The organism is Pseudomonas sp. I8001 (genome assembly GCF_013385345.1).
In the GTDB taxonomy this organism is placed as follows: Bacteria; Pseudomonadota; Gammaproteobacteria; order Pseudomonadales; family Pseudomonadaceae; genus Aquipseudomonas.
On the sequence record NZ_JACAQC010000024.1, the window covers coordinates 100486 to 123140 of the forward strand.

The window sequence follows — 22655 nt, forward strand, 5'->3', positions numbered from 1 at the left end:
CACCCATCCCAAGGTGTGATCCGGGCTTACTGATGGGGCACGAATTTCGCGAGCATCAGCCAGCGACTTATGGCCGCAACGAGTTCGGTCTTGCACTCCACCGGCAGCCAATGCCCGCCAGGCAGGCTCGCCACTGTGAGGTCTGCGCAGGCCGCACGCATTGGATCGCCCAACTGATTGCCGTTGATGGTATTCATCGGGTCGTAATCACCGTTCACAAACAGGACGGGCATGGACAGGCGGCCGCCATCGGGTGCGCGATGGGCATATTCGATGTTGGCGTCGTCGTTCAGATACCACGCGCAGGGCGTGCGGAAACCATGCTCCTCGAACGTGCGCACCAGTACCGCGAAGTCCGTCTCGGGCCAGAGCGCCGGGTCTGGCGGGGTCGGGGGAGCCCGGTGCGCTTCGCCAAACCGCCCGCCTTTGCGGGTCACTTCGGCATTGGAGGCGACCCTGGCGATGCTTGCAGGGTCGCCTCTTTGATAAATCGACGCCAGCGATGCTGCTTTGTCCGCGTCAAGATCAGCCACGGCGGACGCAAAATGCGTGTTGTAGTAGCGGTAATAGTCCCATTGGCCGTCTGGATACTGGTCGACTGGGTAAATCCCTCGGTCAACCAGCGGTATGAGCGTCGCCAGCGCGTTCGTCGAAGGAAAGTACGGAACCGAAACCAGCACAACGCCGCGGCTGCGCCAAGGTTCATGGGCGACCAGTTCACCGGCCACGACGCTGCCCCAATCGTGGCCCACCCAGATGGCGGGCGTTCCACCGAGATGGTCATGCAGCTCTGTCATGTCTGCCACGATGTTTTCAATCGTGTACGCATTGATCGCGGCCGGCGCCGAAGAGCCGCCATAGCCGCGCATGTCGGGTGCGACGCAGTGCCAGCCTTGGGCAGCGAACGCTTCCATCTGTGCACGCCAGATCAAACCGAGTTCGGGCCAACCATGCAGGAACATCATCAATGCCCCATCGGCAGGTCCCGACTCCAGATAATGCGTTGTGTGACGGGGCGTACTGAAGACGCGCGAAGTCAGCTTGAAAGTGGACATAGGATCTCCTCATGTCATACCGGCGCGATGTTTCACTGTAGGTCACCTCGAGTGCGTGAGCACCACTGCCCGCGTATTTTCAGGTCGCGCTTATCCTGGGATCGGGACCAAAAGAACTGAAGCAACCACACGTCAATCAACGTTGTAGAAAATTTGAATTAGCCAGTTGCCCGGCCGGTCAAGAATTATGAACGCAGTAAATCTGACGAGGTAACAGCAATGACTATCCAGGCAGAGACACTCGTACAACTGACCGAAGCCCTGCAAGAGCGAGGCATGCATCTGGTTTCAGATGTTCACTTCACCCGCGCGCCCTATCGGCAGAATCACCTCTGGGTCTGCACCGTAGCGTAACGATCCCTTATGATGCTTGCCTGCCAGAAGGTCGCCAACCGCGACAGATGGATCAATGCGAACACTCTTATGGATAAGCCCGATGCGGATCAACGTTCTGACAATTTCCCTGGCCACGTTGATGATGACCGGGTGTGCCAACCATGGCGCCAAGCCTTCGACGCACGCGCTGGCGACTCAAGATAACGTAGTTGGCATCTGGGCCATGGTTCCTCTGCGCAACGGAATTGCCAACGTGGTCGAATACAGCGCTGATGCCAAAGCCACATTGCATCCATTCAACTGCGCTGAACCCGGGAAGCACCAGGAAAAGGAAGTGAGCGACTTCAAGGTGTCCGACGATGGAAAGGTCATCCATCTCAAATCACCTTCAGACAACTTCGACCTGAAGGTCCTGGCATTCGACCCGCAGACCATGACGCTGAGCATGGATGTTTCGGATACGAGCCTGACCTTCAACTACGTAAAAGTCAGTAACGTCGCACCGCTGTGTGCCCTTTATCCAAACGCCGCCGCTGAAGCTGCGCGCAAAACCCCTTTCAAGGCCAGTGATTTTGTAGCGGATCCCGGGATACCTGCCCACTCCGGTATGGAGCGATATATTGGCAAGTGGGCAAATGACAAAGGCGAGCCGGAGGTAGAAGTCATCATGGGTCCCAACGGCAGTGCCTACCTCTACATGGCTTCCAGCAAAAACTGGCACTTCCTGTACAACGAGGTGCATTGGGTAGGCGACGAACTGCATTTTGAAAGCTATGCCTATTCAGACCTTCCCTCTCTTTACAGCCACCCTTTCCATAAATCCAAGACCCACAGCATTCTTCAGCCGAGCGGCGACGGAGGATTACGTTATTCGATCTTTATCGATAAGCGCCGGTACGAATTTCTATTGAGCCGGGCGAAGAACTGAGGTTGAGGTAGCGCACTACTGTTGCGATGACCCGGCGGTGCATCTGCAACGCAGAAGGCAAGGAAGCCTCGCAAACGAAGTGGATTGCGGACCTGTTGAAAAATTGCCGACCGGAAACAAACAAGGGCTTGCATCAGCTTTCGCCCGCAAACCCTTGGTTTTAGATGGTGCCCGAAGCCGGAATCGAACCGGCACGCCCTTACGAGCGGGGGATTTTAAGTCCGAAAACTAATCCTTTAAATACATAGACATAGAAGCAATTCCTTTCCGCATCAGAGATAAAAATGACCCTCTACAGCCCAGCAAATTCAAGGGCCGGCATTTTTTTGCGGAAAGGAATTAACCCCTCCCCGGCGTCCTGCCGATCGAACACATACCCAAAAACTCTGAACAAGAGCGGGCTGCCTTTTCAGGCTTGGCCAACTTCCTCCAGCGCAGCATCCCCTCGAAGTCTGACCTCTTCTTTTATCTCCGCAACGAGCCTGGCGATTGCGCGGCTTGATCCCAACGTTTTTGGATCAACCCCGGCGACCGTCAACAATTCCTGCTGAGTCATAGGGTCGATGAGCTGAATGTTGAGTGAGTCATACCTGATCGAGCACACGCACCGGGTGGGAAGGAACGCCGTCTCAATTATATGGCGTAACTCTAAGGTAGAGATCATCACGTGACCCTTTAAAACCAATGAATAGAGGCCTTTCGGCGCGGCGATGTGGCTTAGGGAACCTAAATGTAAAAACGTTCAAGTTAGTACATGTTAGTTTGATTTTTGAGACGTGGTTCACGCATCGTTGCCACCTTGGCAGCCGCCCGTCGCATGGCCATGGAGCTTAGAAGGCAAAAGCACCTCTTTCCCGCGCTTACACAGGCGTTTGCAGATGGGGTCATTGTTCAGCAGCGCCACGACCACGTGCCCGTGGGCCGGCTCAATAGATCGGTCCACGACCGCCAAGTCACCCTCAAAAATACCCGCGCCCTGCATGCTCTCGCCAGTGATGGCGATCAGATAGACGTGCGGAGCCCTGATATTTAAGACCTCATCCAATGAGATGTGCTGCTCGATGTGATCGGCCGCCGGCGATGGAAAGCCGGCGGGTACCCGAAAAGAGCAAAAGGGCAGCTTCGTGCCACCCTCGGCGATAGGACCTAAAATTGAGAAGCTCATGACGCAGCCTTTTACAGACACTGTACGAATGTACAGTTAATATCGCAGATGGCTTGCGGTCAATTTGGTGTAAGAGATATCTGACAAGCGGGCGCGTCAGCCCAACTCATCTGCGTACGCGACGACGGCCGCTTCGGTCAGTTCCCGCCACTCGCCGCTGTCGATTGCGCCGCGCTCTTTCATGTCGTCAACCAACGCCAAGCACCTCTCGTAACGCTCCTCCGGTGTGGCTGAGTTGAAGTCCGGGTCGTTTCGCAGGGAAAACCACGCCTCCATTGCGTTGATCTGATCGATGTTTATTGCCATGACGAATACCCGGGGCCAGTGTCTACAGTGTAGAGATTGGCCTGGCCCAGGCTGTTCATTGGGGCCGACGAGCGGAGACGACTATGTGCGGAAGACTTTCCCAGTACAGCGGCATTCATGACTTCGTTGCAGCGCTGAGCATGCCAAATGCACTGGCGAACTCCGTGGGTGAGTTGCCCCTGGAGCGGTACAACGTCGCGCCGACAACCCAAGTCGCCCTGCTCCACCTGCAGGGCGATCTGCTGCATGCCGACCTGGTGCGCTGGGGATGGCGACCGCACTGGGCCAAGGACCGTGCTGCACCGATCAATGCCCGCGTAGAGAAGGTGGCCCACGGCCCGTTCTTCCGCGCGATCTGGCCACACCGGGCAATCACACCCGTCGATAACTGGTTTGAGTGGGTGGATGAAGGCGGGCCGAAGAAACAGCCCTACCTGATCCGCCGGCGGGATGGCGCGCCGGTGCTGTGCGCCGCCATTGGCCAACTGCCCGACAGCGACGAAGGCCCAGGCGAGCATGACGGCTTCGTGATCATCACCGCCGACAGCGCCGGCGGAATGGTGGACATCCACGACCGGCGGCCCGTGGTGCTGACGCCGGACCTGGCTAGGGAATGGCTGGACCCGGCCACGCCCAAGGAGCGAGCAGAACAGATGGTGCTACACCAGGGCGAACCGGCCGAGGTTTTCGAGTGGTTCAAGGTCGATACTGCCGTGGGCAATGTGCGAAACAAAGGGCCGGCGTTGATACATAAAATAATGAATCAGTGAATGAGCTCTTTTGCCTTTTCAAGACACTCCGTCGCGCTATCCAGCGCCTCAGCAGCCTTGGCCGAATCCGCACTACCGTTCTCTGTGCGCTTTCCAGTAATCACGAACAGAATATCGACGCCGGATTCCGCGACCGATGCCAGGTAATCCGCCCGCGGAAGACGAATACCGTTCTCATACCTTCCCTGAGCATTCACTTCCACTCCACCAATCGCACCAATGGCAGATTGGGACAATCCAAGTCTAAGGCGTTCAGATTTCAATCTTGCACCGATGCTCATGCCTGTATATCCAAATGGGTGTACTCATGGGAGCCATTGAATACAGAGCAAGTTCCCGCCTACAGTTTTCTTCATCTACCGAAAAACCACATGACGCCCACCACAGCAACGACCCACCCCAGCGTCAAAAGAAAAGAGAGCCCTGCCAGCTGCTTGTCCATAAGTGCCTGTCAGTTTTAATGGAGAATTGCCGTCCTGAGCATCCAAGCCAAAAGCGTAGCTCATCATCCTCAGTGCGCAATCGCCCTGACGTACGCCTGGCACGCCCGCAGCGCGATCACGGCATTATCCCCGGCGTCGGTGATGCCGATAACTCTTTGAACATGCGTTGGGTTAAGCTGGGTTAGCTTGCGTAGGAGCCTACGCTGGCGCAGGACAGCCGGCGACCCTTAGAGGTGCTGCATCCGCAATAATGACAGGAGCGGTTGCCGGATTTAACACACCAACGACAACCGCTCAGTCAATAGGACTTGCTATAGGTAGCGTATATGCGTCAGGTTTTTGCAGAAAGCATCGAGCTAGCTTGGTTTAACGACGGACTGTCTGGGATATCCATGGATATGAGCGAAAAAACGTTTCAACGGGGCTTAAAAGAGCTACTGGTTAAGCAGTTTCTAGCACCACGTTCCCCATCCACGCTCTGGTTCAATCCTGCTCTTTTTCCAGGACTACCGAGTAAAATTCATTACCGAATACCGTAGGAAAAGCACTCGCGACTCCTCCACCCCGGTAGCAGTCACGATTGAAACCGAAGCAGAGATGTAATGGTAAGATTGAGGATTAACTACGTGATTGAACTACGGAAAAATATAGCCGCATTTATCTTATTATTAATGTTTTCGGCAAGTGCTTCAGCGCTAGACGCAAACATGAGATTAGAGAACATCAAATCTTTAGGCTTAAGTGTTGAAATACCAACGCAATTCACACCATTATCTGAAAAGCTAGCTGAAATTAAATATCCATCAAAAAGAAGACCTCAGGTTATTTACAGCAATGAAAGCGGCTCTGTATCTTTTGGCATATCAAAGTTAAAAAAACCGGAACTAGTTGGAATTGATGAAATCAAAGATAATATTTTAATCGCCATGAAAAACTTAGCACCTCAAGCTTCACAGATCGAGGCTGGGGGCAATAAGGCATGGCTTATAACATTTACATCGAAGGGGCTCGATGCTGACATATTGAATATGCAGCTATATATGCTATCAGATAATAATTTGATAATTGCAACATTTAATATGACTGAGAGCAATGTCAACGAATATCAGTCTCTTGGTAAAAAAACACTTACCTCAATAAAACTGAATGGATAAACAGTGCAAGGCTCGCTCCGCTTTGTGCACGAAACAGGAGTCTTGGCTGGACTTGCAGGGACGTTCTGCGGGGAAGGTGGCCGGGTGGATGTTGACGCATCCTGCCCGGCCGCTCCTTTTACTTCGGTGTAGAAACCTCTTTTAGGTAGGCCTGACAGGCTCGCAGGGCGATCAATCCTTGGTCTCCGGCATCGGTGATGGCGATAATTCTTTGAGCATGCGCTGTGTCAAGTTGGGCTCGACGGGCTGCATGAACCACGCCGACGGCGCCGGGGGCGGCAGGCACGTCGCAGCCACCGGCTGAATCCGTGGCGTCGAGAAGGACTGACAGCCGCACATCAGCAGTAGCAAGGCGGTCACGCAGCAGAGCCTGGTTGCGCTGGGCATCGGATAATTCCTTGGTGTGTTGTTGATCGGCAGCGGCCAGTTGCTGCTCGGTGGCAAGGCGCTTGTCCTGCTCGGCGCGGGCCTGGGCGGTAGCGGCATTGCCGATCGCGTCAAGGTCCGTCTGGAACTGTCCCGCCTGCTTTGCCAGCTTCCCGTCATACCGCCATTCCTGCACCTGCCAGGCAGCGCCGAAGCTCACGGCCATAGCCAGCAGGATCAGCGCCGCCAGGCTGGCCAACTTCTGCACCGGCGTCATGCCAGCACCTTCAGCGCCACTTTGTACAAAGCCTGGCGATCCTCCAGGCCGTTGATGCCGCCATTGATACGACGGGTGATCTTCAGGAAATCGCTCTGGTCCGCCAGAGTGTTCAGCCCGCGGGTAGACCAGAACCAGGCCGCCGACATCGCAGCGTATTGCGGCTGCTCGAGCAGTTCCGGGCGACTGATCAGGTCCAGGCCCAGGGCCTCGCCGCACGCAGCGTAGTTGGCCCGGCCAGTAACCTGAATCAGGCCGCGGCCACGGTATTTGAAGCCATCGCCATTGACCTTGTTGCCCAGATCGGAGCGCCCTTCGTAGCCGGCCTGCTGCGGCGTGGGGCCCCACAACTCTTTCAGCCAGCGGAACTGCCCCGACTCATGCCCGATCTGGGCGATGAAGGCAGCGATGCGCAGGCACGTGACAATTCCGTACTTGGCCATGGCCGTATTCAGCACAGGAACAAAAACGCCGGCTTGTCGGCCGGCGTTCGGGAGGATCTGTAGCAACTGCTGCTCTGTGATCGGCATGCTTTTCTCCAGGCAATAAAAAACCCGCTCAGGGCGGGCGGTGTAGAACGTCGGTAGTTACGCAGGCGCGACAGGCCACTCAATGGCATCCGGGTATTGCGGCTGCTCGATAACCCGGCTCAGCGCTACTCGGTATTTCTTCCAGGATTTGAGCGCCGCGAGATCTGCGTCAGTGGCTTCGTCGACATCCACGGCGTCCTGAAGTGGCGCGATCGCATAGTCAGCGAGGGCACGCAACCGCACGATCTCTGCCAGGGCCCTTTCCAGCAGCGCCTCACCAGATGTAGTTGGCTCAAGTAACGCCGCGGTCGGGAGTGACTCCACCGCCACATGCAGGGTGATGCTGTGAGCCAAGTCTGTTGGCTCACCGTCCTTACCCACACTTACCGCCAGCACGCCGTCGTTGTAGCTGATGCCGACCGAGCAGGCCGAATCGACCTGATTCACCGCGTAGCCCCAGCCTTCTGGCGGTGGGACCATTCCAAGCGTGCCGTGCACCAGGTACTGTCCCGGGCCCGGGTGCTCGGTCGTAATGGTGTTGACGCCCAAAGACGTGACATCAATGACGGCGCCGTCGGCGCCTAATATGTTTACTGCTGCACGAGTGGTCATTTAGATAGCCTTCAGTGTGCCGTCGGCGGCGCGGGTCGTGTTTTGGGTGTGGTACAGCTCTGCCCAGGCCGTCCAGTTGCTGGCGGCCCGGATCCTGAAAAACATCCTGTTCGTCGTAAGCGCCGTCCATATCTCATTTGCGTAGGCGCCGTTAGGGTGCTGGTTGTGAATGCCATGCCCCTGTCCATCTATGGTGCCCTGGCCTATCGGAACTCCAGTCGTGGCTGCTGTCGTGTTGAAAAACTTGGTCACGTTCAGGGTGCTCAGGCTGCCCGCCTCCGTGATGCTTGAACCACCCAGCCCGTAGTCGCCAGCCGCCAATGCGCCGAGAATCGCCCGGGCGGCAGGGGCTGTTGTCGCCCCTGTACCGCCCTTCGCCACCGGCACAATGTTTTCCGTCGAGACCGCGCCCAGGCCGGCCAGGGTGGCGCCCCATTGGTTGACGATCTGCCGGAGTTGATCGGCGGAGTCCTTCACGTAGCCCTGCATCGGAGCCAGGGCGTACGTACCCGCGGAGACTGTCGCCCCCAGGTAGTTCGGCGAGATGGTCAGCACCGTGTTGCTGGCGATGTTGGTCACCTCATACCAGCGCCCATCGGGCCCAGTCCATGCATCACCTACGCGCCCGTTGGCACTGAACGACGTGCCTGTGCCAGTGACCGTATTTGAATTCAATGCAACTGCAACTGTGCCGGCTCTGTACCAAGGCATACTTTTCTCCAGGAAATAAAAAACCGCTCAGGGCGGCTATTGGATAATGAATTATCTGGTGAACGGCTAAATCACTGGCTTAGCGAACACCACGGGCACATAAAATGTCGCAGCGTTAGAGACTCCAATCGTAAACATCACAATCCGGTTGTTTGCGTAGTCCCACACGCAGTACAACTTAGCGCCCTTGCTAGAACCGGCACTGACATCCATCCCTATGTTGTTGATCATGATGTAATCGCCGGAGTCCAGGGGGGATGGCGCTGTAAAGTTGACCTGGGTCTGACCCTGCGGTGTTGTGCTGGATCCAATGTAGGTCCATGCCGATATCGTGCGGGTGAACTGCGCACACGGTGTCCCGCTATCAACCAACAACTTGCTTTGCCCATCCCACAATCTAAACCCGAATTTAGCCGTCGGAACTGCTCCGCCGAACGCGGCTACGAAGAACTTTCCAGAGCCCATTCCCAAGAATGAGAAGCCCGTCCAGTTGCCTGCGGTACCGGTTATCTTGGCGTAACTTATGGTTACCGAGGCACTGGGGCGAACAAACACCAAGGGCGGTTCCTGGGTGGTTATCGGCGCCGGGAAGACGATAGGTCCGCTGTAGTCACCTTTGTACAGGACGACCAACCTGGCAAACTCCGAATCGATGACCACGACACCTGAGTCGTTGGTAAACGACATTCCATAAGACGCCATTATCGGTACTTCATCACTAAAAGCCTTTGTGTGGCCAACCCTGGGGCCGGCGGTGACGACGGATTTATGCTTCGGTTAACGTACCAAACCCTAACTACCCCGGACATGACTTGAGGCTCGTATTGGATTGCATTCAGGTTCTGTGCGCTGGGGTCTTCAGGGTATGGCGCGGTTGGAACGCACACCGCGTTGCAGGTGGCTGGATCACAACCAGGCACCGCTATGTCGCTATACAGCGTGCCGGCAGGCCGGGTTACTAGGGCTGAATAGATAACGCGCACGGTGAAAGAGGTCTCATCCAATTCAAGGAGGCCCGTAGGCCCCCAAACTCTCGCCCCATGGCTCATGCTGAAAGATCCCCCCACTGGTATCGCTTCACACCGTTCTCATCGAACACCTTGCCACCGGCGTTGTTGATTACCTGGCGTGCCTGGCCGCCGAGCGGGCTGTTGATTTCAAATGTCCCGTCGAAGAACAACTTCCAGCCGGTAATACCTGCCTGGTAATTGTTCGACTGGATGTAGTTGCCGATCTTGGCGTTGGTGATCGTCCCGTCCTGAATCATGGCGGAGCTCATGAACACCTGACCGCCCTGAACTACAAACGGCGTGGTGAAAGCACCACCATCGATTGTGTTAACTACAGCAAACCGATCAGCACTCACCAGGAACTGGCTTTGCAACAAGCCGTCGGCGTTCTGCTCGATACCCAGGCCGATCCCGGCGGCGACATACTGCCCATTGGCGTTCACCTGCATTTTCACCGCCCACATCGTAGACAGTTTGCCGTCGGTGTCAGCCTGGGCCCTGGCCGTGATCTGGATCGCAGCCTTGTTCTTCACCTCGCTGATTGCGCTGGCCAGGTCTCCCTCGTCGGTACCGTCCCGCCCGCCGCCAACAACAGCTTGAAGCGTGGTGGACTGTGAGGCGACGGCCTTGGTGGTGTCGGCTAGGGAATCGGTGACCGTTTGAACGGCTGCCGAGTTTTCATCGACCTTCGCCTGTGTCTTATCGATTCTTTGGCCGAGCGCGGTGTCCGCATTCGCCCGGGCGGTTGCCTCTTGGCTGATCGCCGCGCCGTTGTTGCCGACGGTGACCCCCATCTGATCGATGCGAGTACCAAGAGCACTATCGGCATCAGCCCTTGTCGATGCCTCGCTGCCAATTGCAGCAGTGTTGCCGTCGACGCTGCTTTTCAACTGATCCAGTCGTGTCGCCGTTGCAAGGGTTTCAGTGGCTACCACCTGCTCAAGCGAGGTAAGCCCGGCCCTGTTCTGCCCTACCGCCGCATCCAGCGACGTGGTGCGCTCAACCAGCGCTCGGTTGTCCGAGGCCTGAACCTTGACCTGCTCAGCGAACTTGGCGGTGGCATCCCAACCTTTCAGGGCGTCCGCCAGGTCGCCCTCTCCGCTGTCCTCCCTCCAACTCGCCTGGAGCGATTGCAGGGCGGAGGCCTGTGCCGTGACCTTGCCATCCACGGTGTCGATGGACGCCTTGTTCTGCTGGATCTGCAACGCCATGGCCTGGGTTGTCTCGGCAATGGTGCCGATATCGAACCAGTACTGGGCATTGGGAGGCGTAGTGTTTTTCGGTACCGGCGCGATGGCTTGGTACAGGTGCTGGCCCTGCCGCACTACGTCGCCAGCGGCATAGGTTTTGGTCGGATCATAGACCAGGGCGTCCGTGATCTGATCGATCAGGTCTTCCAGTTCCTGCTTGGCCTGCTCCAAGCGATCGTTCACAGAACCCGGACCGTCGCCGGAGATCAACTCGATCTCCTTGACCAACTCCTGAGCCAGTTCGGTTTTACCAATCTGGCCGGCAATCAAGTCCAGGATGGGGCCGGCCTGCGAACTGGCCTGCCCAATCACACCGTTCACCACCGGATAGAACGGCCCGATGTTTCCGGTCCGGTCCACCAGGCGCGCCCAGAAGAAGAAGCGAGCGCCCGCCAACAGCGACTGCATGCGGTAGTCGGCCTGCGGATACGCCAGGTCGGCCAGCTTGGTAGCGGCTCCAAGATTGTTTGCAGGGCCATACCACAGTTCGGTGCGCTGGGTATCCTCGGCACCAGCAGGGAATCCCCACTTGATGCCGATGCCGAACAGCTCACTGGTGGTGGTCAGGAATGACACCGCCGGCGGCAGGCCGACCTTTCCTTGTAGATTGGTCAGGTTCGAGCTTTTCCAGATCGACGAGATCTCAAAGGCGCTCACCGCGCGCACCCGAGCCAGGTAGGCCCCGGAGTAGATTCCGGTGACGTCCACGCTCGTTGAGCCAGTACGCTGCACCTTGATCCAGTTGCCGTTATCCTTGCGCCACTCCACGTCATACGCGACGGCGCCAGCAACAGCGGGCCACGAAATGTTCATGGTGCTGATGGCCAGGCCTTGGTCGATCGATACGTTCGATGTAACTGTGACGCTTGCAGGTGCCGGAACAACGGTGATCGGGATCACACTGATTGGGCGCTCTTCCAAGCGCGCACCTGTGTCGATGCTGGCGAACTTGCCAGGCTCATATTGCAAGGCGCTGATGTCGTAGTCGCCTTCTGGCGTCCGTGCGGTCCGCATCACTCGATATAGAGGGATCGCAAGGTCGTCAGCGTCGATTGCCCACTGAAGCTGTGCCGCCGGCGCCTCACTGTAGGCAACGGTCACAGTTACGTTGCGGCCGCTCACGCTTTCCACGGTGCGTCCTTCTGCCCGTCCGCCGGGAAGGTTGATCACCAGGCGGTCGCCGGCCTTGGCTAGGGTGTCGCGGTCCAAGGTGATGACCTTCCCCGTCGCAGCCGCAATGCGCCCGCCGATCTCACGGCCCGCCAGCAGCGAGTCGGCAACGGGGATGATGAAGCCCGGCAATGGGATGCGGCCTTCCATGCCGGTCCTGAAACTGATAGTCCGGTCTTGGTTGTTGCTCAGCACCAGCCATTTGGCGCGACGCTGAGCCTCAGATGCACGGGTGCAGCCGATGGCGCTGATCTCCGTCGGTTTGTCGCCCAGGCGGCGCTGGAGCGGCAGGTCTGAATAGACCGTGACGTCGGTGTCGTAGTTGTTCAGTGGGTTGTCGTAGCTGACCAGGCAGCGCGTGAAGCGTGTCTTGGCCGACGCACTGCCGTAGGAGATTTTTCCGTCGATTACATTGGATCGGGTGAAGACGTAGTCGATGTCCTGCGACCGAGGCATATCAGCTTGCATGACCAGTTGACCTTGGGCCCAGTACGTCATGCCGCGGTAAATACCTGCGATGTCGCGCAGCAAGGACCAGGCGTCGGCCTTACCCTGCAGGTTCATGTCGCACAGAAAGCGTGGCTCAACGCCTGCGGCACCGTCCGGCACCATCTGGTCGCAGTACTGCGCGATGCGGTACAGCTCCCACTTGTCCACCATCCACGGCTTGATGCGGCGACCCAGGCCAAATCGGTCCTGGGTGCAGATCCCGTAGGTCACCCAGGCCGGGTTATTGGTCCAGGCCTCCTTCATGGTTCCGTCCCAGGCGCCAGAGTACGTGCGGGCCACCGGGTCATAGTTGCTCGGCACCTGCCAGCGGCGGGCCTTACACTTCACGGTGACCGCCGGAATGTTGGTGAACTGCTCGGCGTCGAACTCGATGAACAGTAGCGCTGTGTTCGGATAGCGCAGCTTTGCGTCGATCACCTGGGTGTAGCCGGCGATGAACAGGCTGTCCGCGATCTTATCGGTGTTCTGGTTTGGAGTGATGCGGCGAAATCGAATCAGCCACCCGCTGGTCGCAGGTGGAAGATCGATACGCATGGACTTTTCGTAACGAGTGGTAGCTTTGCCTGTCATGGCGCCAACCAATACCTCCTGATATGCCCCTCCATCGGTGGCCACGTCGACCGCGTATTGGATGCTGTAGCCGCCAATGTTCCCCTCACTGTCCTGGCTCGCCAGTCGCGGTGTGGCCAGGCGAATACGCGCTGCCGACAGCTGAAGATTGGTCACCGACTGAACCCACGGCGTGCCGCTGCGCAGTTCGATATTCAGCGAGGTTTCGTTGTCGACAGACGGGATACCGGGGATATAGGTCTGCTCAACCGACCCCGGGCGCCAATCCCACTTTACATTGGTGAAGTTGAAGTTCCCGCTGCCATCCTGGATCGGCGTGTTGTCGAGGAAGATGTCGCGCGCGGTTGGTGTGCCGTCGAATTCACCCTCGCCCACGGCGATCAAGATCTTGGCCACGTTGGTCGAGCGCAAGCTGTCGGGCGCCTCTACTGGTGCTTTTGGCTTGCTCTCGCCACCTTTGGCACCGTGAACATCCAGATTCTGTGCTGCGCCCATGCTTTCCTCCAGGCAATAAAAAACCGGCTCTTGGCCGGCTTGTTTGGTGCGTTGTGCCTACGTTTTGTCCTCGGCGTAGATCGATGCCGAGATGATTGCCCCGCCCCACCGACGGTCTCCGATACAGATCGGGACAGGGTTGCCGCTGGCCGTGGTGTTCTTGGCTGATCCAAATGCGTAGCTGGGCATGTTTTCTGGCGAGGCGCTTTGTGATAACCCCTTGGCTTGAGGGCTTAGCATCTGTATGACGCCTCCCGCTACGAGGCCTAAACCGAGCTGCACAGCCCAGGCCTGCCCGAAATATGAACCCGCCACAATAAGCACCGCGCCGATAATTGTTTGTATCAGCCCTCCGCGCTTGCTGCCCTCTACGACCGGAACGATACGTATCTCCCTGGCACCGCCCATGCCGAACTCATCCGGCCCGACGTTTTTCCTGTTGCGGAAGATGGCGAAGCGAAGGCCCAGGCGATCAAGGCGGCGGATCTCAGTCTCGAATCCATCAATGGTTGCCTTCAGCGCCCGGAAAACCTCCCAAGTGTCGCCCGAACCAACCTGGCGCCGATGCAGTCGGCCAAACTTCTGGGCCAGCGAGCCGGATAGCTTGATAGTGGTCATCGGCGAATAAACGATGGCGCTCATCGGGCCTCCTTGTGTCGAAGAATTAAGCGGGTGCGATGCAGCCATGGGCCGCCGTAGATGATCACCTCTGATGGCCGGCCATACAGGTGGTGCAGGACGAAAGGCCCTGGTCCGAACACGCAGGACTCTTCGCCTGGCAGCGTCGAATCAGTCCCCAGGTAAATCCCTGCGTGGTTCGGGTGAGCTGTGCGGCCTACCTCCATCACGATCATGTCGCCTCGCCGTGGGCTTTCGACCTGCTCGAATCCGGCGGCGGCGTAGTTCGCCTCGTACAAGCTGGTGCTGCCCGCACTCTCCCACCAGCCATCGGCGCGCTGGAAGGATTCAAATTCAAGCCCCCACTCCCGCTGATACCAGTCAGCGCAGACCTGCCAACAATCCCACGCCCCATGCACGAACGGGCGCTTTAGCAGCGGCGTGCTGCCGGTTGGTGTGATAGTTCGAAGATCGCCCTCGGGCCAGGACAGAATGTGCCAGGGCAAAGCCGTGGCTTCGCACATGGCCAGGTCACGCGATGACGGGCGGCTAGTGGCGTCCGGGTGCGAATGCACGATACCGATAACCTGGCCTTGGTCTTCTGCCGCGACATAGTCCTCTGGCTCAAGCCGGAACTCTTCGCTTGGATCCGTGGCGATGTTCCGGCACGGGAAGTACTTCTGTGACCGGCCCACGGCCAGCACCAGTCCGCAGCACTCTTTCGGGTACTCGGCCACCGCATGCGCCTGTATGGCCGCAATGATATGTTTGCGCATTTTCAGCTCCGGGCAATGAGTGACACAGCCGGAAATCCCCCGAACGGGTAAGGGTTGCCCTCACCGAATCGGGGAATGCAGCAGCGCCCTAGCGTTCCATCGGGAATGTCGTTTTCGGGGTTATCCGTCAGGTTTCCATCTTTGTCCCGATACGGCCCGGTGTAGCCACAATCAGGCCCTCTGTAGCCGCCGGTCAGCGCCCAATGGCATAGCGTGGTCATCTGCCTGCCGATTGTTTCACTGCCGACGTCGCCAGGGCTGGCCAAGTCCCAGCTGACCGACTCGCCGTCCTCGTTGGTCTTCTGGTCGACATACCAGACCTCGATCGATTCTTGGGTGGGGTCGGCCGCAGGGTTGCCGCCTTCGAAGTTAACGGCATCAAGGAACTCGGCCAGCGTGTTGCGAATTGTCAACTTGAACTCCAGCAGATCCTCGAAGGCTAGGCAGAGCGCAGTGATGCGCCCGTTGACGTTGCCGACGGCCAGTTTCGGCCGTACCGCCGTGCCGTCGCCATTCGCCTCGCTTCCCTCGTACTGCATGGGCCAAGCGCCGTACTCCTCACCCTTCCACCAGATCGACTTCGCTGGCAGCTGGTCGGCGTTCGAGCCGGCGGCCAGCAGCTCCGCAGGCGTGTGCGGGATAGCGTGACCATGGAAGCGCAGAATTCCCGCGCCGTAATCGCTGCCGTCCAATTCGAACAGCATGACTTCATTGCCAGGCTCAAGAGTCTGGATAGCATTGATCAGGGACATAGATTGACCTTTACGGGTGGAACGCGCGCTCAAATGTCGCCGTCACTTTGAATACGCCACCGCCCATGGGCGTCGGGGTTGGGTTCTTGCAGGTGAACAGGCCAAGCTGCCCCAGCGGAGTGATCCACAAGAAAGCTTTGGCGCCCTGGTGTCGATCGAAGAACGCCATGATGGCCAGTACCGTGGCAGTGTTGCCGGTATGGGTGATTGGGTAGGCATCTTCTTTATTGTTGGGCCCATCGCCGACGACTTGCTTATAGCCCCCGCCAAAGCGTGATTCCCTGGTCCTATATTCAAATGTCGGCGACTCCCCGTGCTGGGTGGCCCATGTGAAAGTTTCAATCGCCACGGTTACCTCCCGTTGATCAGGCGCCAGATTGAGCCGCCAGGCTGTAGGCCCTTGGCAATTGCGGTTTCAGCCTCAGTTTTGGCTGCCTGCTGAATGCCCTTGCCCAGTTGCGTGGTGTCTTCCTGCGTTGCATTGCCGCCGTCGCTTGCTGTTTGCACGGATACCGACACGGGGAAGTTGTAGGTGTTTCCACCGCCACCGCCACCTCCACCTCCACCGCCCAGCGCACGCACACCAAGTTCGCCGCCGGCCGTCCTGGTCAGTGGCATGATCGCCTCCGGACCGGCCTCGGCGAAGATGCCCGCACCCTTGGCGAATGCGAACATCTGCGGCTTATCGTGCACCTGGTTGCTGAAGCTCGACAGGCTCGGCGAGTCATAAACACCGCCCTTGGCGTTGGCGGTGATAGCGCTACCGATGCTTGAGCCGAAGCTGGCACCTCCACCGCCATACGCAGACGCTATGCTCGATAAGATGCTGGATGCAGCCTGCCGAGTGGCGATCCTCGCCATGTCCGCCAGGATCGACTTGGTGAAGTCGGAAAACGAAAGCTTGCCGGTGACAGCAAAATTGGCGACTGCGTCTTCCATGCTGGAAAAGGCATTGGTGAACAGGCTCTTGGTCTGGCCAGCCACATCGTTGGCAGATTGCAGGTAGTTCTGGAAAGCCGACGATGCCCCGCTACGCCAGTCGCCTTGGGCCTCCGACATCTTGTCGTAGTTATCGACCACGGTGTCGCTGTACTTCCTTTCCGCGTCCTCCAGGCTGGCCAGGTCGCGCATGTAGTCTTCCTGACTGTACTTGTCAGGCGCAGTCTTGCGGCGATCCAGCAGCTTGGCGCGCTCGTCGTTGAACCTGTCTGTGGTTGCGTCGAGACTCGCTTGTAGTGCTGCTTGCCGGTCGCCCAGGCCCAGCCCATTTGCAGCGCGGGAGCCGGCGGCTTCCAGTGCGGCTCGCTGGCGTTCCAGCTGATTGACGTACGCCTCTGAGGCGGCCGTCAGTTGCTCCAAACGGCCCTTCTCGTTTGTGGCGATAACCGTCAGCTGGCTGTCGGCGTCCTTCTGAGCCTTGACCATCCCCTGCCGTGCGTCGGCGATCTTCTGGTCAAGCTGGATGCTCTGAGCCGCCGTTGTGCCTTTCTTGGCCTTGGCAGCCTCCAAAGCGTCGATCTCGGCCTGGTAAGCCGCGGCGACATCATCCTTTTCCTGATTGATCAGGGCCGAACGCTGCTTGGCATAGTCCGACAGCGAAACTACGCCGGCTTTCTGCTGGGCCTCCAGTTCCTTCTGGGCGTTCCGGTATTCATTGACGATATCGGATAGGTTGTTCTTGGCGTTATTGAAGCCGGTCAGGTCGACCTGGCTGGAGGCGCCTTTCGGGTCTTTGTACTTGTCATTGACGTCCTTTATCTGCTCGGCGACGTACTTAGGATCAACTCTCTTATCGTTGGGGTTCGCCGCGCGGATCTTCGCTGTGTCCTCATTGATCTTTTTGATCTCGAGAGCGCGCTTTCCTTCATTCGAAAGGTTCGCCAAGTGCCTAGCATCAGCACGAGCAGTTGCATCCACCGCGTCGTCTTCGATCTTTCTGCGGTCGCCTACGTACTTGCTTTGACGCTTTTCAATCTCGACATAGGCTTCTTTTAGTCGGATCGACTCTTCAAGCTGCTTGCGCTCCTCAGATACCGAGGCACTGCCGGCAACAATTTTGTTTCCGGACGTCTTTTTATTCAGGTCGTCGAGCTTTGCTCTCTCGCTTTCTAACTGCTCTGCCAGAGTTTTCTCGCGTCCGAGCGAAAGCGGGATATCGAGCGCTTTCTTGGCTGCATCCCGAATGTCATTCCATCCACGCTCAATGAGCCCAAGGTTTTGGGTGATCTGGCCGGCTCTTGTTTCAATAGTCGAGGCGTAACTGTCGGTAAGTATTTTTGCAGCGCCGACCGTATCTCCTTGCTCTTGGAGAGCGACGATTTGCGAGTACACACTCGCCGTCAAAAAATGATATTGCTCATTTAGAGACTTCGCCGCAGCGACGGGATCCTCAGCAATTTTCACGAACTCTGCGACGGTTGCATCAACCGACTTGCCAGTCGCCTTCTCCATGGCGATAGCAGCTTCTGATATCTCAACAAAGCTCCCGCTAGCGAGCTTACCGCTACCTGCCAAAGATGCCAGGACCTCGGCAGCCTGCCCTGTCGTGCCGATTGTTGCGCTCACCTGGCGAGCCATATCGCTAAGCTGGGCGGCACTTACCCCGGCGCGATCGCCAGTCAAAACCAGTGATTTACTGAAGTTTTCCTGCTCCTCACTGCCTTTATGGTAGGCATATGCAAGCCCGCCGATGGCGGCCACCACGATCCCAATAGGTGCAGCGATAGCGAGCATGCTGGTCATGGTCGCGCCAGCGCCAACTCCCAATTGGGTCACGGCACGAACCCCACTACCCCAGTCCCCTGACTGAAGCGCGTTGCTAAGCTGCATGACGTTTTCTTGTGCCTGGCGGGTTCCTAGCTTCAGCTTGTCGAATGCACTGGCGGTCTCGGTCAAGCCGGCCCGGTCTTTTCCGATCTTGGCCAGAGCCTCGTTGTAACGAAGCGCGTCATACTCACCCGACTTATGCAGCTCGTTGAGAGCCCGCTCACGAGCCTCCAGTTCAGCAAGTTTCTTGGTGAGTGGATCTATGCCATTAACAGTTCGCTTGAGCGCCTCAATGCGACGGTTCTCTGACTCAATCAGTTTCTGCTTTTGAGCATTCTCTTTCTCGGCAGCTGCGATCTGCCGCATCCGCGACGATTCGACTTTCAGTTCTGCCTTATCGAGAAGCCCCTCAAGTCGAATTTCATCCTCAGTCAGTAGCAGACCACGCTCCTGAGCCTTAACGTAAAGCTCATTCGCCCGCGAGAGATTCTCTCTGGAGCCCGCGGCGGCCGCGACAGCAGCTTCAAGCTGCCGAGTGATGGTCATCTCGTACGCGGCACTGTCGCTTCGTTTTTTGCCGGCGGTTGCCTGACGATCAATCGCGACAGTCGTCTTTTCGACCCCTTGCGCTACTTCTGACTCGGTCTGAGAGATTTTCTTGCCAGTGTTCGCGAGACCTTCACCAGTTTTCCCAAGTTCATCGATGGCCTTTTCAGCCTCCACCGCCGAATCGACAAGCTTGTCCAGATCATCGGAAGCTTTAGCTGCCTGTGAAGACTCAACCGAAATGCCCAGGGAGGCGAAATTTGTGCTCATTGGCTTCTCTCTTCTTGCACGGTTGGACTGCAATCCGATGCTTTTCTTTGGGCAATAAAAAACCGGCTCATGGCCGGCTTGTTTTGTGCGCTTATTTCGGCGGAGGCTAGGAATCCTGCGTTAAATCGCTGCCGCAGTGCTTGCACTTAACGGCGATCGCCAGAATCTCCTCTCCGCAGAACTGGCAATTCTTCTTTGGCTTTTCCTGGGTTGGCATACTGAAATTGGTGAGCGGCGCTTCAGGCTCACGCACCATCACCACGGGCGATGGCTGTTTGAATGCCCAAACCAGAGCCGCGACCCAACCCAGCAAGCTCCAGCCGAGGAAGAAATTCACGGCGGCTATGGCGGGCAAATTCGTGCTTTTCCTAATCCATGCCTCAATAGTGGGGAGCATATAGAACATCGGCACGAACACTACCGAGCTATACGCAACTATCGTTCCGAATGCGTTGAGCGGTCCGCGCTGCGTGCCCATCGAATAGCTGAAAAATGCCAAAAAACCTAAAACGAGCAGCCTCAAGACAAACATTCGAAGTCCCTGTCCAGTGATCATGGGGTATCCATGCTTGGGACTTTATCGTATCACCGTCGAGGCATGGGCAAAAATGCCAACAACAAAGCCCTGCATTGGCGGGGTTCTTCGGGTTCGCGTGCATCAGCAGCTGGCCAGACATCCAGCGTGGATGGAATGCCAGTAACGCGCAGGCCGCTATCAGTAGTAGCTTTTGGCCTCCAACCCAGAAGGAACTGAGCAATGGCCAAGCAACCTACCAACGGCGGAAAGGAATGGACAGCGGCAGAGATTACTCAGCTGCGCACCCTTGCTGCTGGTAACACCCCTACCCGCGTAATCGGCCTGAAGCTTGGCCGTTCCGAGGCATCCATCTACAGCAAGGCCGCCGAGCTGGGCATAAGCCTCAAGCCAACAAACCAGTCGCCTTACAATCGGAAGCCTTGAGGGCTGCTGTGGCGCGATCATAGGAAGCTCTCAGCTCATCGCTCCAGCTGTGTCCATGATCAGCCAACGCAAGCGCGAGAGAGTCCAGCGTCCGCGCAATATCGCTACGTTCGATTTGAGTCATTTCGAAATACTCGAATGAGTGAAAAAAGGATTCCCCAGTCCTACGCCTGCAAGCCCAAGGACTGGGTAGCGCCAATATCGGCGCGCTTATGACCTGGAGGTCAATGTGACAGACAGTACCCAACTCAGGCCTTACGATCGGCACGACGCTTTGATTTTAGGTCTCGCAGAGGTCGTTAAAAATCTAACCGCAGTGGTGTACGCTGGCAGCGCTCAAGGGCATTTACTTGAGGAGAATCTTCGTGCGGCTTTGAAGGTAGAAAATCCGAAGGCTGTGCCACCTGAGAAGATCGAGCTCTACAGGTCTGCCATCAACGGGGCTCTGACCGCAATCGAAACGGTAAAGGCGAACTCACGCTGACCATCGCCGATGCAAGCTGCATCTCACTCTCGCTGAGTGCGCTTGCATCGGAATCACCCACAGCAGGCCCCTCCACGCCGATTCCTATGCCGGCCACGCAAGTCTTTCCAGACTCAGTTACTCCCATTTTCAGCTCGTACACGTAAATCTCCTGCGGCCATGCCGCGTCATGTTGGTTGTCTTGCGTCTTTGTGCCTGAGGATCACCCTCCCCTAGCGCTCTCCCGCTGCTCCGCCATCACCTGCAGGGCTTCAGCCTCCATACGGCGGAAGTCGCTGAAAATGGTTTGTCGCTGGCTGATCGGTACGCCACACATCCGAATCACCCCGGAGAGAACGCTGTAGTCCATGCCTGTTGCGCCGCACGCACCTGTGCGCCACTGGGTGCTCATGGCCTCGAAGACTTTGAACGCTTCCCAGTTTTCGGGCCAGATTTCGACTTCCTTGTCGGGGATGTCTTGGCGCGACAAGCCGAAGGCCATCAGGTCTGCATCTGTAGGCCCCGGCTCATACAGCGCGCGTGCGGCGCTTAGGAGTTTCCCAGGCGGGCCTCGCTAAAGGCTTCGGCGTACGCGTTCAGCACCGCCTTCGGCACCGAGTTGATCGAATTCACGAGGATGCGCACGTTTTCAGGCGTGAATTCCTCTTCGATATCCCAGCCCACCACCACATCCAGCAGTTGGTCAGCTTGTAGGGCGATCTGGGCGGCGGTGAAAGCTTTGAGGTCCATATCCCCGACCTGCCTGCCCAATTCGTCGTGCCGCTCGTTCCAGCCGGTATACAACTCGGCCAGCGCGGTACGGTCCAGGTACTTGAACTCGAACTCCACCTTTTCGGCGTTGTACCCGGCCCGCTGGATCATCACCGGCGCCTTGAAGGTCGGTTTCTGGATCAACTTGAACTTAGCCATGGTTTACACCGTGGCCGCGTAGCGGGTTGGGCGGCCGGTCAGCGCCAGACTGATAACACGGGTCATCAGGTTGTTACGGGACATGGTCGGCGTCGAGGTGATCGACACGTAGCCGTTGTAGATGATGCTGCTGCCGCCAGGAAGGTTGAGTCGGAGCAAACGAGCCTGCTTATCATCGTCCGCCGCCTCACATACGGCCACATATGGCTTGGACGGATCGTCGGCGACGGTGAAGGTCAGCGTGATTGGGTTCTTTGTGGTCGGCATTTGGCGATCGTCATCGTCAGCCAGGAAGCCGAAAGTCAGGAACTGCTGATCACCACCACTGGAATTCATCTCAGTAATCTGCGAGATCTCGGTGAAGCCAGTCACTTCGCGGACAGAGCCGATGCCGGAGCCGGCAGGGTATTGCTGAACACTGGTGGTGTTGACGTTTTCCAGCGCAAAAGTGCCGCTGGCAATCTCACCGACTCGAACGCCGCGACCATCGAGGCGAGTCCAGCCAGAATTGACAGCGATGACGTCGCCCTCAGCCAGACCGTGCGCCGCAGCGGTTGCAACAGCTGGATTGGCATTCGTCAAAGCGGTAAATGGGATCGCCGGGCCGTAAGCAGCTGCGATCTCAAGGGTGGCGCCGTTGGGCATTTGGATGCCGGCCATGGGTGTTTCCTCTTTTCAGAAATGACAAAACCCGCACGGAGGCGGGTTTCGGGGTTTGCCCAACGGGCTAAATGTGTTTGTTGCTAATTGACTTCCATATTGCTTCGGACCTCGTCCAAAGGGATACCGGATTTCGAGCCTACGACCACACCGGTAAGGCCACAGCTTGGGCAGCAGGCATGCTTATCCTCGTACCACTTAAGAATGTCAGTTGGCACGAGCCAGAGACCGCATCCGACGCATAGGCACCGCTCG

26 protein-coding genes and 1 pseudogene are annotated in these 22655 nt (G+C 57.5%); 6 read left to right on the forward strand and 21 right to left on the reverse strand.

The window, feature by feature from the left end; all coding sequences use genetic code 11:
* Positions 1-26: 26 nt before the first annotated feature.
* Positions 27-1055, reverse strand: a complete 1029-nt coding sequence (locus HX839_RS17055; RefSeq protein ID WP_177067381.1) for an alpha/beta fold hydrolase — start codon at positions 1053-1055, stop codon at positions 27-29.
* A gap of 219 nt (positions 1056-1274) precedes the next feature.
* Between HX839_RS17055 and HX839_RS31605 the strand changes: the two genes are divergently transcribed.
* Positions 1275-1409, forward strand: a complete 135-nt coding sequence (locus HX839_RS31605; protein ID WP_023658805.1) for a hypothetical protein — start codon at positions 1275-1277, stop codon at positions 1407-1409.
* Positions 1410-1491: 82 nt separating this feature from the next.
* A complete protein-coding gene (locus HX839_RS17060; RefSeq protein ID WP_177067382.1) occupies positions 1492-2319 on the forward strand; it encodes a hypothetical protein in 828 nt (275 codons plus the stop codon).
* A gap of 409 nt (positions 2320-2728) precedes the next feature.
* On the opposite strand, the gene HX839_RS17065 is transcribed toward HX839_RS17060, so the two are convergent.
* The 3 genes from HX839_RS17065 to HX839_RS17075 all read right to left on the reverse strand — a co-directional run bounded on the left by HX839_RS17065 (position 2729) and on the right by HX839_RS17075 (position 3790).
* Complete coding sequence (locus HX839_RS17065) at positions 2729-2983, reverse strand: DUF1652 domain-containing protein (RefSeq protein WP_102368986.1); 255 nt, start codon at positions 2981-2983, stop codon at positions 2729-2731.
* 117 nt (positions 2984-3100) lie between these two features.
* Entirely contained in the window at positions 3101-3484 is a 384-nt protein-coding gene (locus tag HX839_RS17070) for a LexA family transcriptional regulator (RefSeq protein ID WP_177067383.1), read from the reverse strand.
* Positions 3485-3580: 96 nt separating this feature from the next.
* A complete protein-coding gene (locus HX839_RS17075) occupies positions 3581-3790 on the reverse strand; it encodes a hypothetical protein (protein ID WP_177067384.1) in 210 nt (69 codons plus the stop codon).
* A gap of 83 nt (positions 3791-3873) precedes the next feature.
* Here HX839_RS17075 and HX839_RS17080 point away from each other — a divergent pair, with 83 nt between their 5' ends.
* Complete coding sequence (locus HX839_RS17080) at positions 3874-4560, forward strand: SOS response-associated peptidase (RefSeq protein WP_177067385.1); 687 nt, start codon at positions 3874-3876, stop codon at positions 4558-4560.
* Here the strand turns inward: HX839_RS17080 and HX839_RS17085 are convergent.
* Positions 4554-4841, reverse strand: coding sequence for a helix-turn-helix domain-containing protein (locus HX839_RS17085; RefSeq protein ID WP_177067386.1), 288 nt, complete (start codon positions 4839-4841; stop codon positions 4554-4556). The two genes, HX839_RS17080 and HX839_RS17085, sit on opposite strands and share 7 nt — an antisense overlap.
* 230 nt (positions 4842-5071) lie before the next feature.
* Positions 5072-5182 (reverse strand): annotated as a pseudogene (locus HX839_RS31610) (lysis protein); the annotation flags it as partial.
* A gap of 447 nt (positions 5183-5629) precedes the next feature.
* Between HX839_RS31610 and HX839_RS17090 the strand changes: the two are divergent.
* Positions 5630-6157: a hypothetical protein gene (locus HX839_RS17090; protein ID WP_177023111.1), complete on the forward strand. Its 528-nt coding sequence runs from the start codon at positions 5630-5632 to the stop codon at positions 6155-6157.
* A gap of 118 nt (positions 6158-6275) precedes the next feature.
* Here the strand turns inward: HX839_RS17090 and HX839_RS17095 are convergent, their stop codons facing one another.
* From HX839_RS17095 to HX839_RS17150, 12 genes are all read right to left on the reverse strand, one after another.
* Complete coding sequence (locus tag HX839_RS17095; RefSeq protein WP_177067387.1) at positions 6276-6800, reverse strand: lysis system i-spanin subunit Rz; 525 nt, start codon at positions 6798-6800, stop codon at positions 6276-6278.
* Positions 6797-7330, reverse strand: coding sequence for a glycoside hydrolase family 19 protein (locus HX839_RS17100; RefSeq protein ID WP_177040406.1), 534 nt, complete (start codon positions 7328-7330; stop codon positions 6797-6799). The genes HX839_RS17095 and HX839_RS17100 overlap by 4 nt, the downstream gene beginning before the upstream one ends.
* A gap of 57 nt (positions 7331-7387) precedes the next feature.
* Positions 7388-7942 (reverse strand): tail fiber assembly protein, encoded by a 555-nt coding sequence (locus HX839_RS17105; RefSeq protein ID WP_177067388.1) that lies wholly within the window; start codon positions 7940-7942, stop codon positions 7388-7390.
* Positions 7943-8521 (reverse strand): hypothetical protein, encoded by a 579-nt coding sequence (locus HX839_RS17110; RefSeq protein WP_177067389.1) that lies wholly within the window; start codon positions 8519-8521, stop codon positions 7943-7945.
* Between the two features lie 198 nt (positions 8522-8719).
* A complete protein-coding gene (locus HX839_RS17115) occupies positions 8720-9340 on the reverse strand; it encodes a hypothetical protein (RefSeq protein WP_256344720.1) in 621 nt (206 codons plus the stop codon).
* A 358-nt stretch (positions 9341-9698) separates the two neighbouring features.
* Complete coding sequence (locus tag HX839_RS17120; RefSeq protein WP_177067391.1) at positions 9699-13658, reverse strand: phage tail protein; 3960 nt, start codon at positions 13656-13658, stop codon at positions 9699-9701.
* Positions 13659-13715: 57 nt separating this feature from the next.
* Positions 13716-14300, reverse strand: a complete 585-nt coding sequence (locus tag HX839_RS17125) for a tail assembly protein (RefSeq protein ID WP_177067392.1) — start codon at positions 14298-14300, stop codon at positions 13716-13718.
* The gene (locus tag HX839_RS17130) at positions 14297-15052 is read right to left on the reverse strand and encodes a C40 family peptidase (protein WP_177067393.1); all 756 of its coding nucleotides are present in this window, start codon (positions 15050-15052) and stop codon (positions 14297-14299) included. The genes HX839_RS17125 and HX839_RS17130 overlap by 4 nt, the downstream gene beginning before the upstream one ends.
* 2 nt (positions 15053-15054) lie before the next feature.
* A complete protein-coding gene (locus HX839_RS17135) occupies positions 15055-15804 on the reverse strand; it encodes a phage minor tail protein L (RefSeq protein WP_177067394.1) in 750 nt (249 codons plus the stop codon).
* Between the two features lie 10 nt (positions 15805-15814).
* On the reverse strand, positions 15815-16153 hold the full coding sequence (locus HX839_RS17140; RefSeq protein WP_177067395.1) for a phage tail protein: 339 nt from the start codon (positions 16151-16153) through the stop codon (positions 15815-15817).
* A 2-nt stretch (positions 16154-16155) separates the two neighbouring features.
* Entirely contained in the window at positions 16156-19386 is a 3231-nt protein-coding gene (locus HX839_RS17145; protein WP_177067396.1) for a phage tail tape measure protein, read from the reverse strand.
* 106 nt (positions 19387-19492) lie between these two features.
* The gene (locus tag HX839_RS17150; protein WP_218173635.1) at positions 19493-19942 is read right to left on the reverse strand and encodes a superinfection immunity protein; all 450 of its coding nucleotides are present in this window, start codon (positions 19940-19942) and stop codon (positions 19493-19495) included.
* A 201-nt stretch (positions 19943-20143) separates the two neighbouring features.
* On the opposite strand from HX839_RS17150, the gene HX839_RS17155 reads away from it, so the two are divergent.
* Positions 20144-20347 carry a hypothetical protein gene (locus HX839_RS17155; protein ID WP_057009022.1) on the forward strand — a complete coding sequence of 68 codons (204 nt, stop codon included), beginning with the start codon at positions 20144-20146 and terminating at the stop codon, positions 20345-20347.
* 229 nt (positions 20348-20576) lie between these two features.
* The gene (locus HX839_RS17160; protein ID WP_177067351.1) at positions 20577-20831 is read left to right on the forward strand and encodes a hypothetical protein; all 255 of its coding nucleotides are present in this window, start codon (positions 20577-20579) and stop codon (positions 20829-20831) included.
* Positions 20832-21033: 202 nt separating this feature from the next.
* Here HX839_RS17160 and HX839_RS17170 read toward each other — a convergent pair whose 3' ends face one another.
* From HX839_RS17170 to HX839_RS17180, 3 genes are read right to left on the reverse strand one after another with little or no spacing between them, the layout of a single operon-like run.
* Positions 21034-21312, reverse strand: coding sequence for a DUF1799 domain-containing protein (locus tag HX839_RS17170; RefSeq protein ID WP_177067398.1), 279 nt, complete (start codon positions 21310-21312; stop codon positions 21034-21036).
* Between the two features lie 47 nt (positions 21313-21359).
* Positions 21360-21740, reverse strand: coding sequence for a phage tail assembly chaperone (locus tag HX839_RS17175; protein WP_177067399.1), 381 nt, complete (start codon positions 21738-21740; stop codon positions 21360-21362).
* 3 nt (positions 21741-21743) lie between these two features.
* The gene (locus tag HX839_RS17180) at positions 21744-22400 is read right to left on the reverse strand and encodes a phage tail protein (protein ID WP_177067400.1); all 657 of its coding nucleotides are present in this window, start codon (positions 22398-22400) and stop codon (positions 21744-21746) included.
* Between the last annotated feature and the right edge of the window lie 255 nt (positions 22401-22655).

Coding starts and splice junctions, on each gene's coding strand:
- HX839_RS17055 (WP_177067381.1), bottom strand. CDS start 1,055: ATGTCCACTTTCAAGCTGACTTCGCGCGTCTTCAGTACGCCCCGTCAC.
- HX839_RS31605 (WP_023658805.1), top strand. CDS start 1,275: ATGACTATCCAGGCAGAGACACTCGTACAACTGACCGAAGCCCTGCAA.
- HX839_RS17060 (WP_177067382.1), top strand. CDS start 1,492: ATGCGGATCAACGTTCTGACAATTTCCCTGGCCACGTTGATGATGACC.
- HX839_RS17065 (WP_102368986.1), bottom strand. CDS start 2,983: ATGATCTCTACCTTAGAGTTACGCCATATAATTGAGACGGCGTTCCTT.
- HX839_RS17070 (WP_177067383.1), bottom strand. CDS start 3,484: ATGAGCTTCTCAATTTTAGGTCCTATCGCCGAGGGTGGCACGAAGCTG.
- HX839_RS17075 (WP_177067384.1), bottom strand. CDS start 3,790: ATGGCAATAAACATCGATCAGATCAACGCAATGGAGGCGTGGTTTTCC.
- HX839_RS17080 (WP_177067385.1), top strand. CDS start 3,874: ATGTGCGGAAGACTTTCCCAGTACAGCGGCATTCATGACTTCGTTGCA.
- HX839_RS17085 (WP_177067386.1), bottom strand. CDS start 4,841: ATGAGCATCGGTGCAAGATTGAAATCTGAACGCCTTAGACTTGGATTG.
- HX839_RS17095 (WP_177067387.1), bottom strand. CDS start 6,800: ATGACGCCGGTGCAGAAGTTGGCCAGCCTGGCGGCGCTGATCCTGCTG.
- HX839_RS17100 (WP_177040406.1), bottom strand. CDS start 7,330: ATGCCGATCACAGAGCAGCAGTTGCTACAGATCCTCCCGAACGCCGGC.
- HX839_RS17105 (WP_177067388.1), bottom strand. CDS start 7,942: ATGACCACTCGTGCAGCAGTAAACATATTAGGCGCCGACGGCGCCGTC.
- HX839_RS17115 (WP_256344720.1), bottom strand. CDS start 9,340: ATGTCGTTTACCAACGACTCAGGTGTCGTGGTCATCGATTCGGAGTTT.
- HX839_RS17120 (WP_177067391.1), bottom strand. CDS start 13,658: ATGGGCGCAGCACAGAATCTGGATGTTCACGGTGCCAAAGGTGGCGAG.
- HX839_RS17125 (WP_177067392.1), bottom strand. CDS start 14,300: ATGAGCGCCATCGTTTATTCGCCGATGACCACTATCAAGCTATCCGGC.
- HX839_RS17130 (WP_177067393.1), bottom strand. CDS start 15,052: ATGCGCAAACATATCATTGCGGCCATACAGGCGCATGCGGTGGCCGAG.
- HX839_RS17135 (WP_177067394.1), bottom strand. CDS start 15,804: ATGTCCCTGATCAATGCTATCCAGACTCTTGAGCCTGGCAATGAAGTC.
- HX839_RS17145 (WP_177067396.1), bottom strand. CDS start 19,386: ATGAGCACAAATTTCGCCTCCCTGGGCATTTCGGTTGAGTCTTCACAG.
- HX839_RS17150 (WP_218173635.1), bottom strand. CDS start 19,942: ATGATCACTGGACAGGGACTTCGAATGTTTGTCTTGAGGCTGCTCGTT.
- HX839_RS17155 (WP_057009022.1), top strand. CDS start 20,144: ATGGCCAAGCAACCTACCAACGGCGGAAAGGAATGGACAGCGGCAGAG.
- HX839_RS17170 (WP_177067398.1), bottom strand. CDS start 21,312: ATGGCCTTCGGCTTGTCGCGCCAAGACATCCCCGACAAGGAAGTCGAA.
- HX839_RS17175 (WP_177067399.1), bottom strand. CDS start 21,740: ATGGCTAAGTTCAAGTTGATCCAGAAACCGACCTTCAAGGCGCCGGTG.
- HX839_RS17180 (WP_177067400.1), bottom strand. CDS start 22,400: ATGGCCGGCATCCAAATGCCCAACGGCGCCACCCTTGAGATCGCAGCT.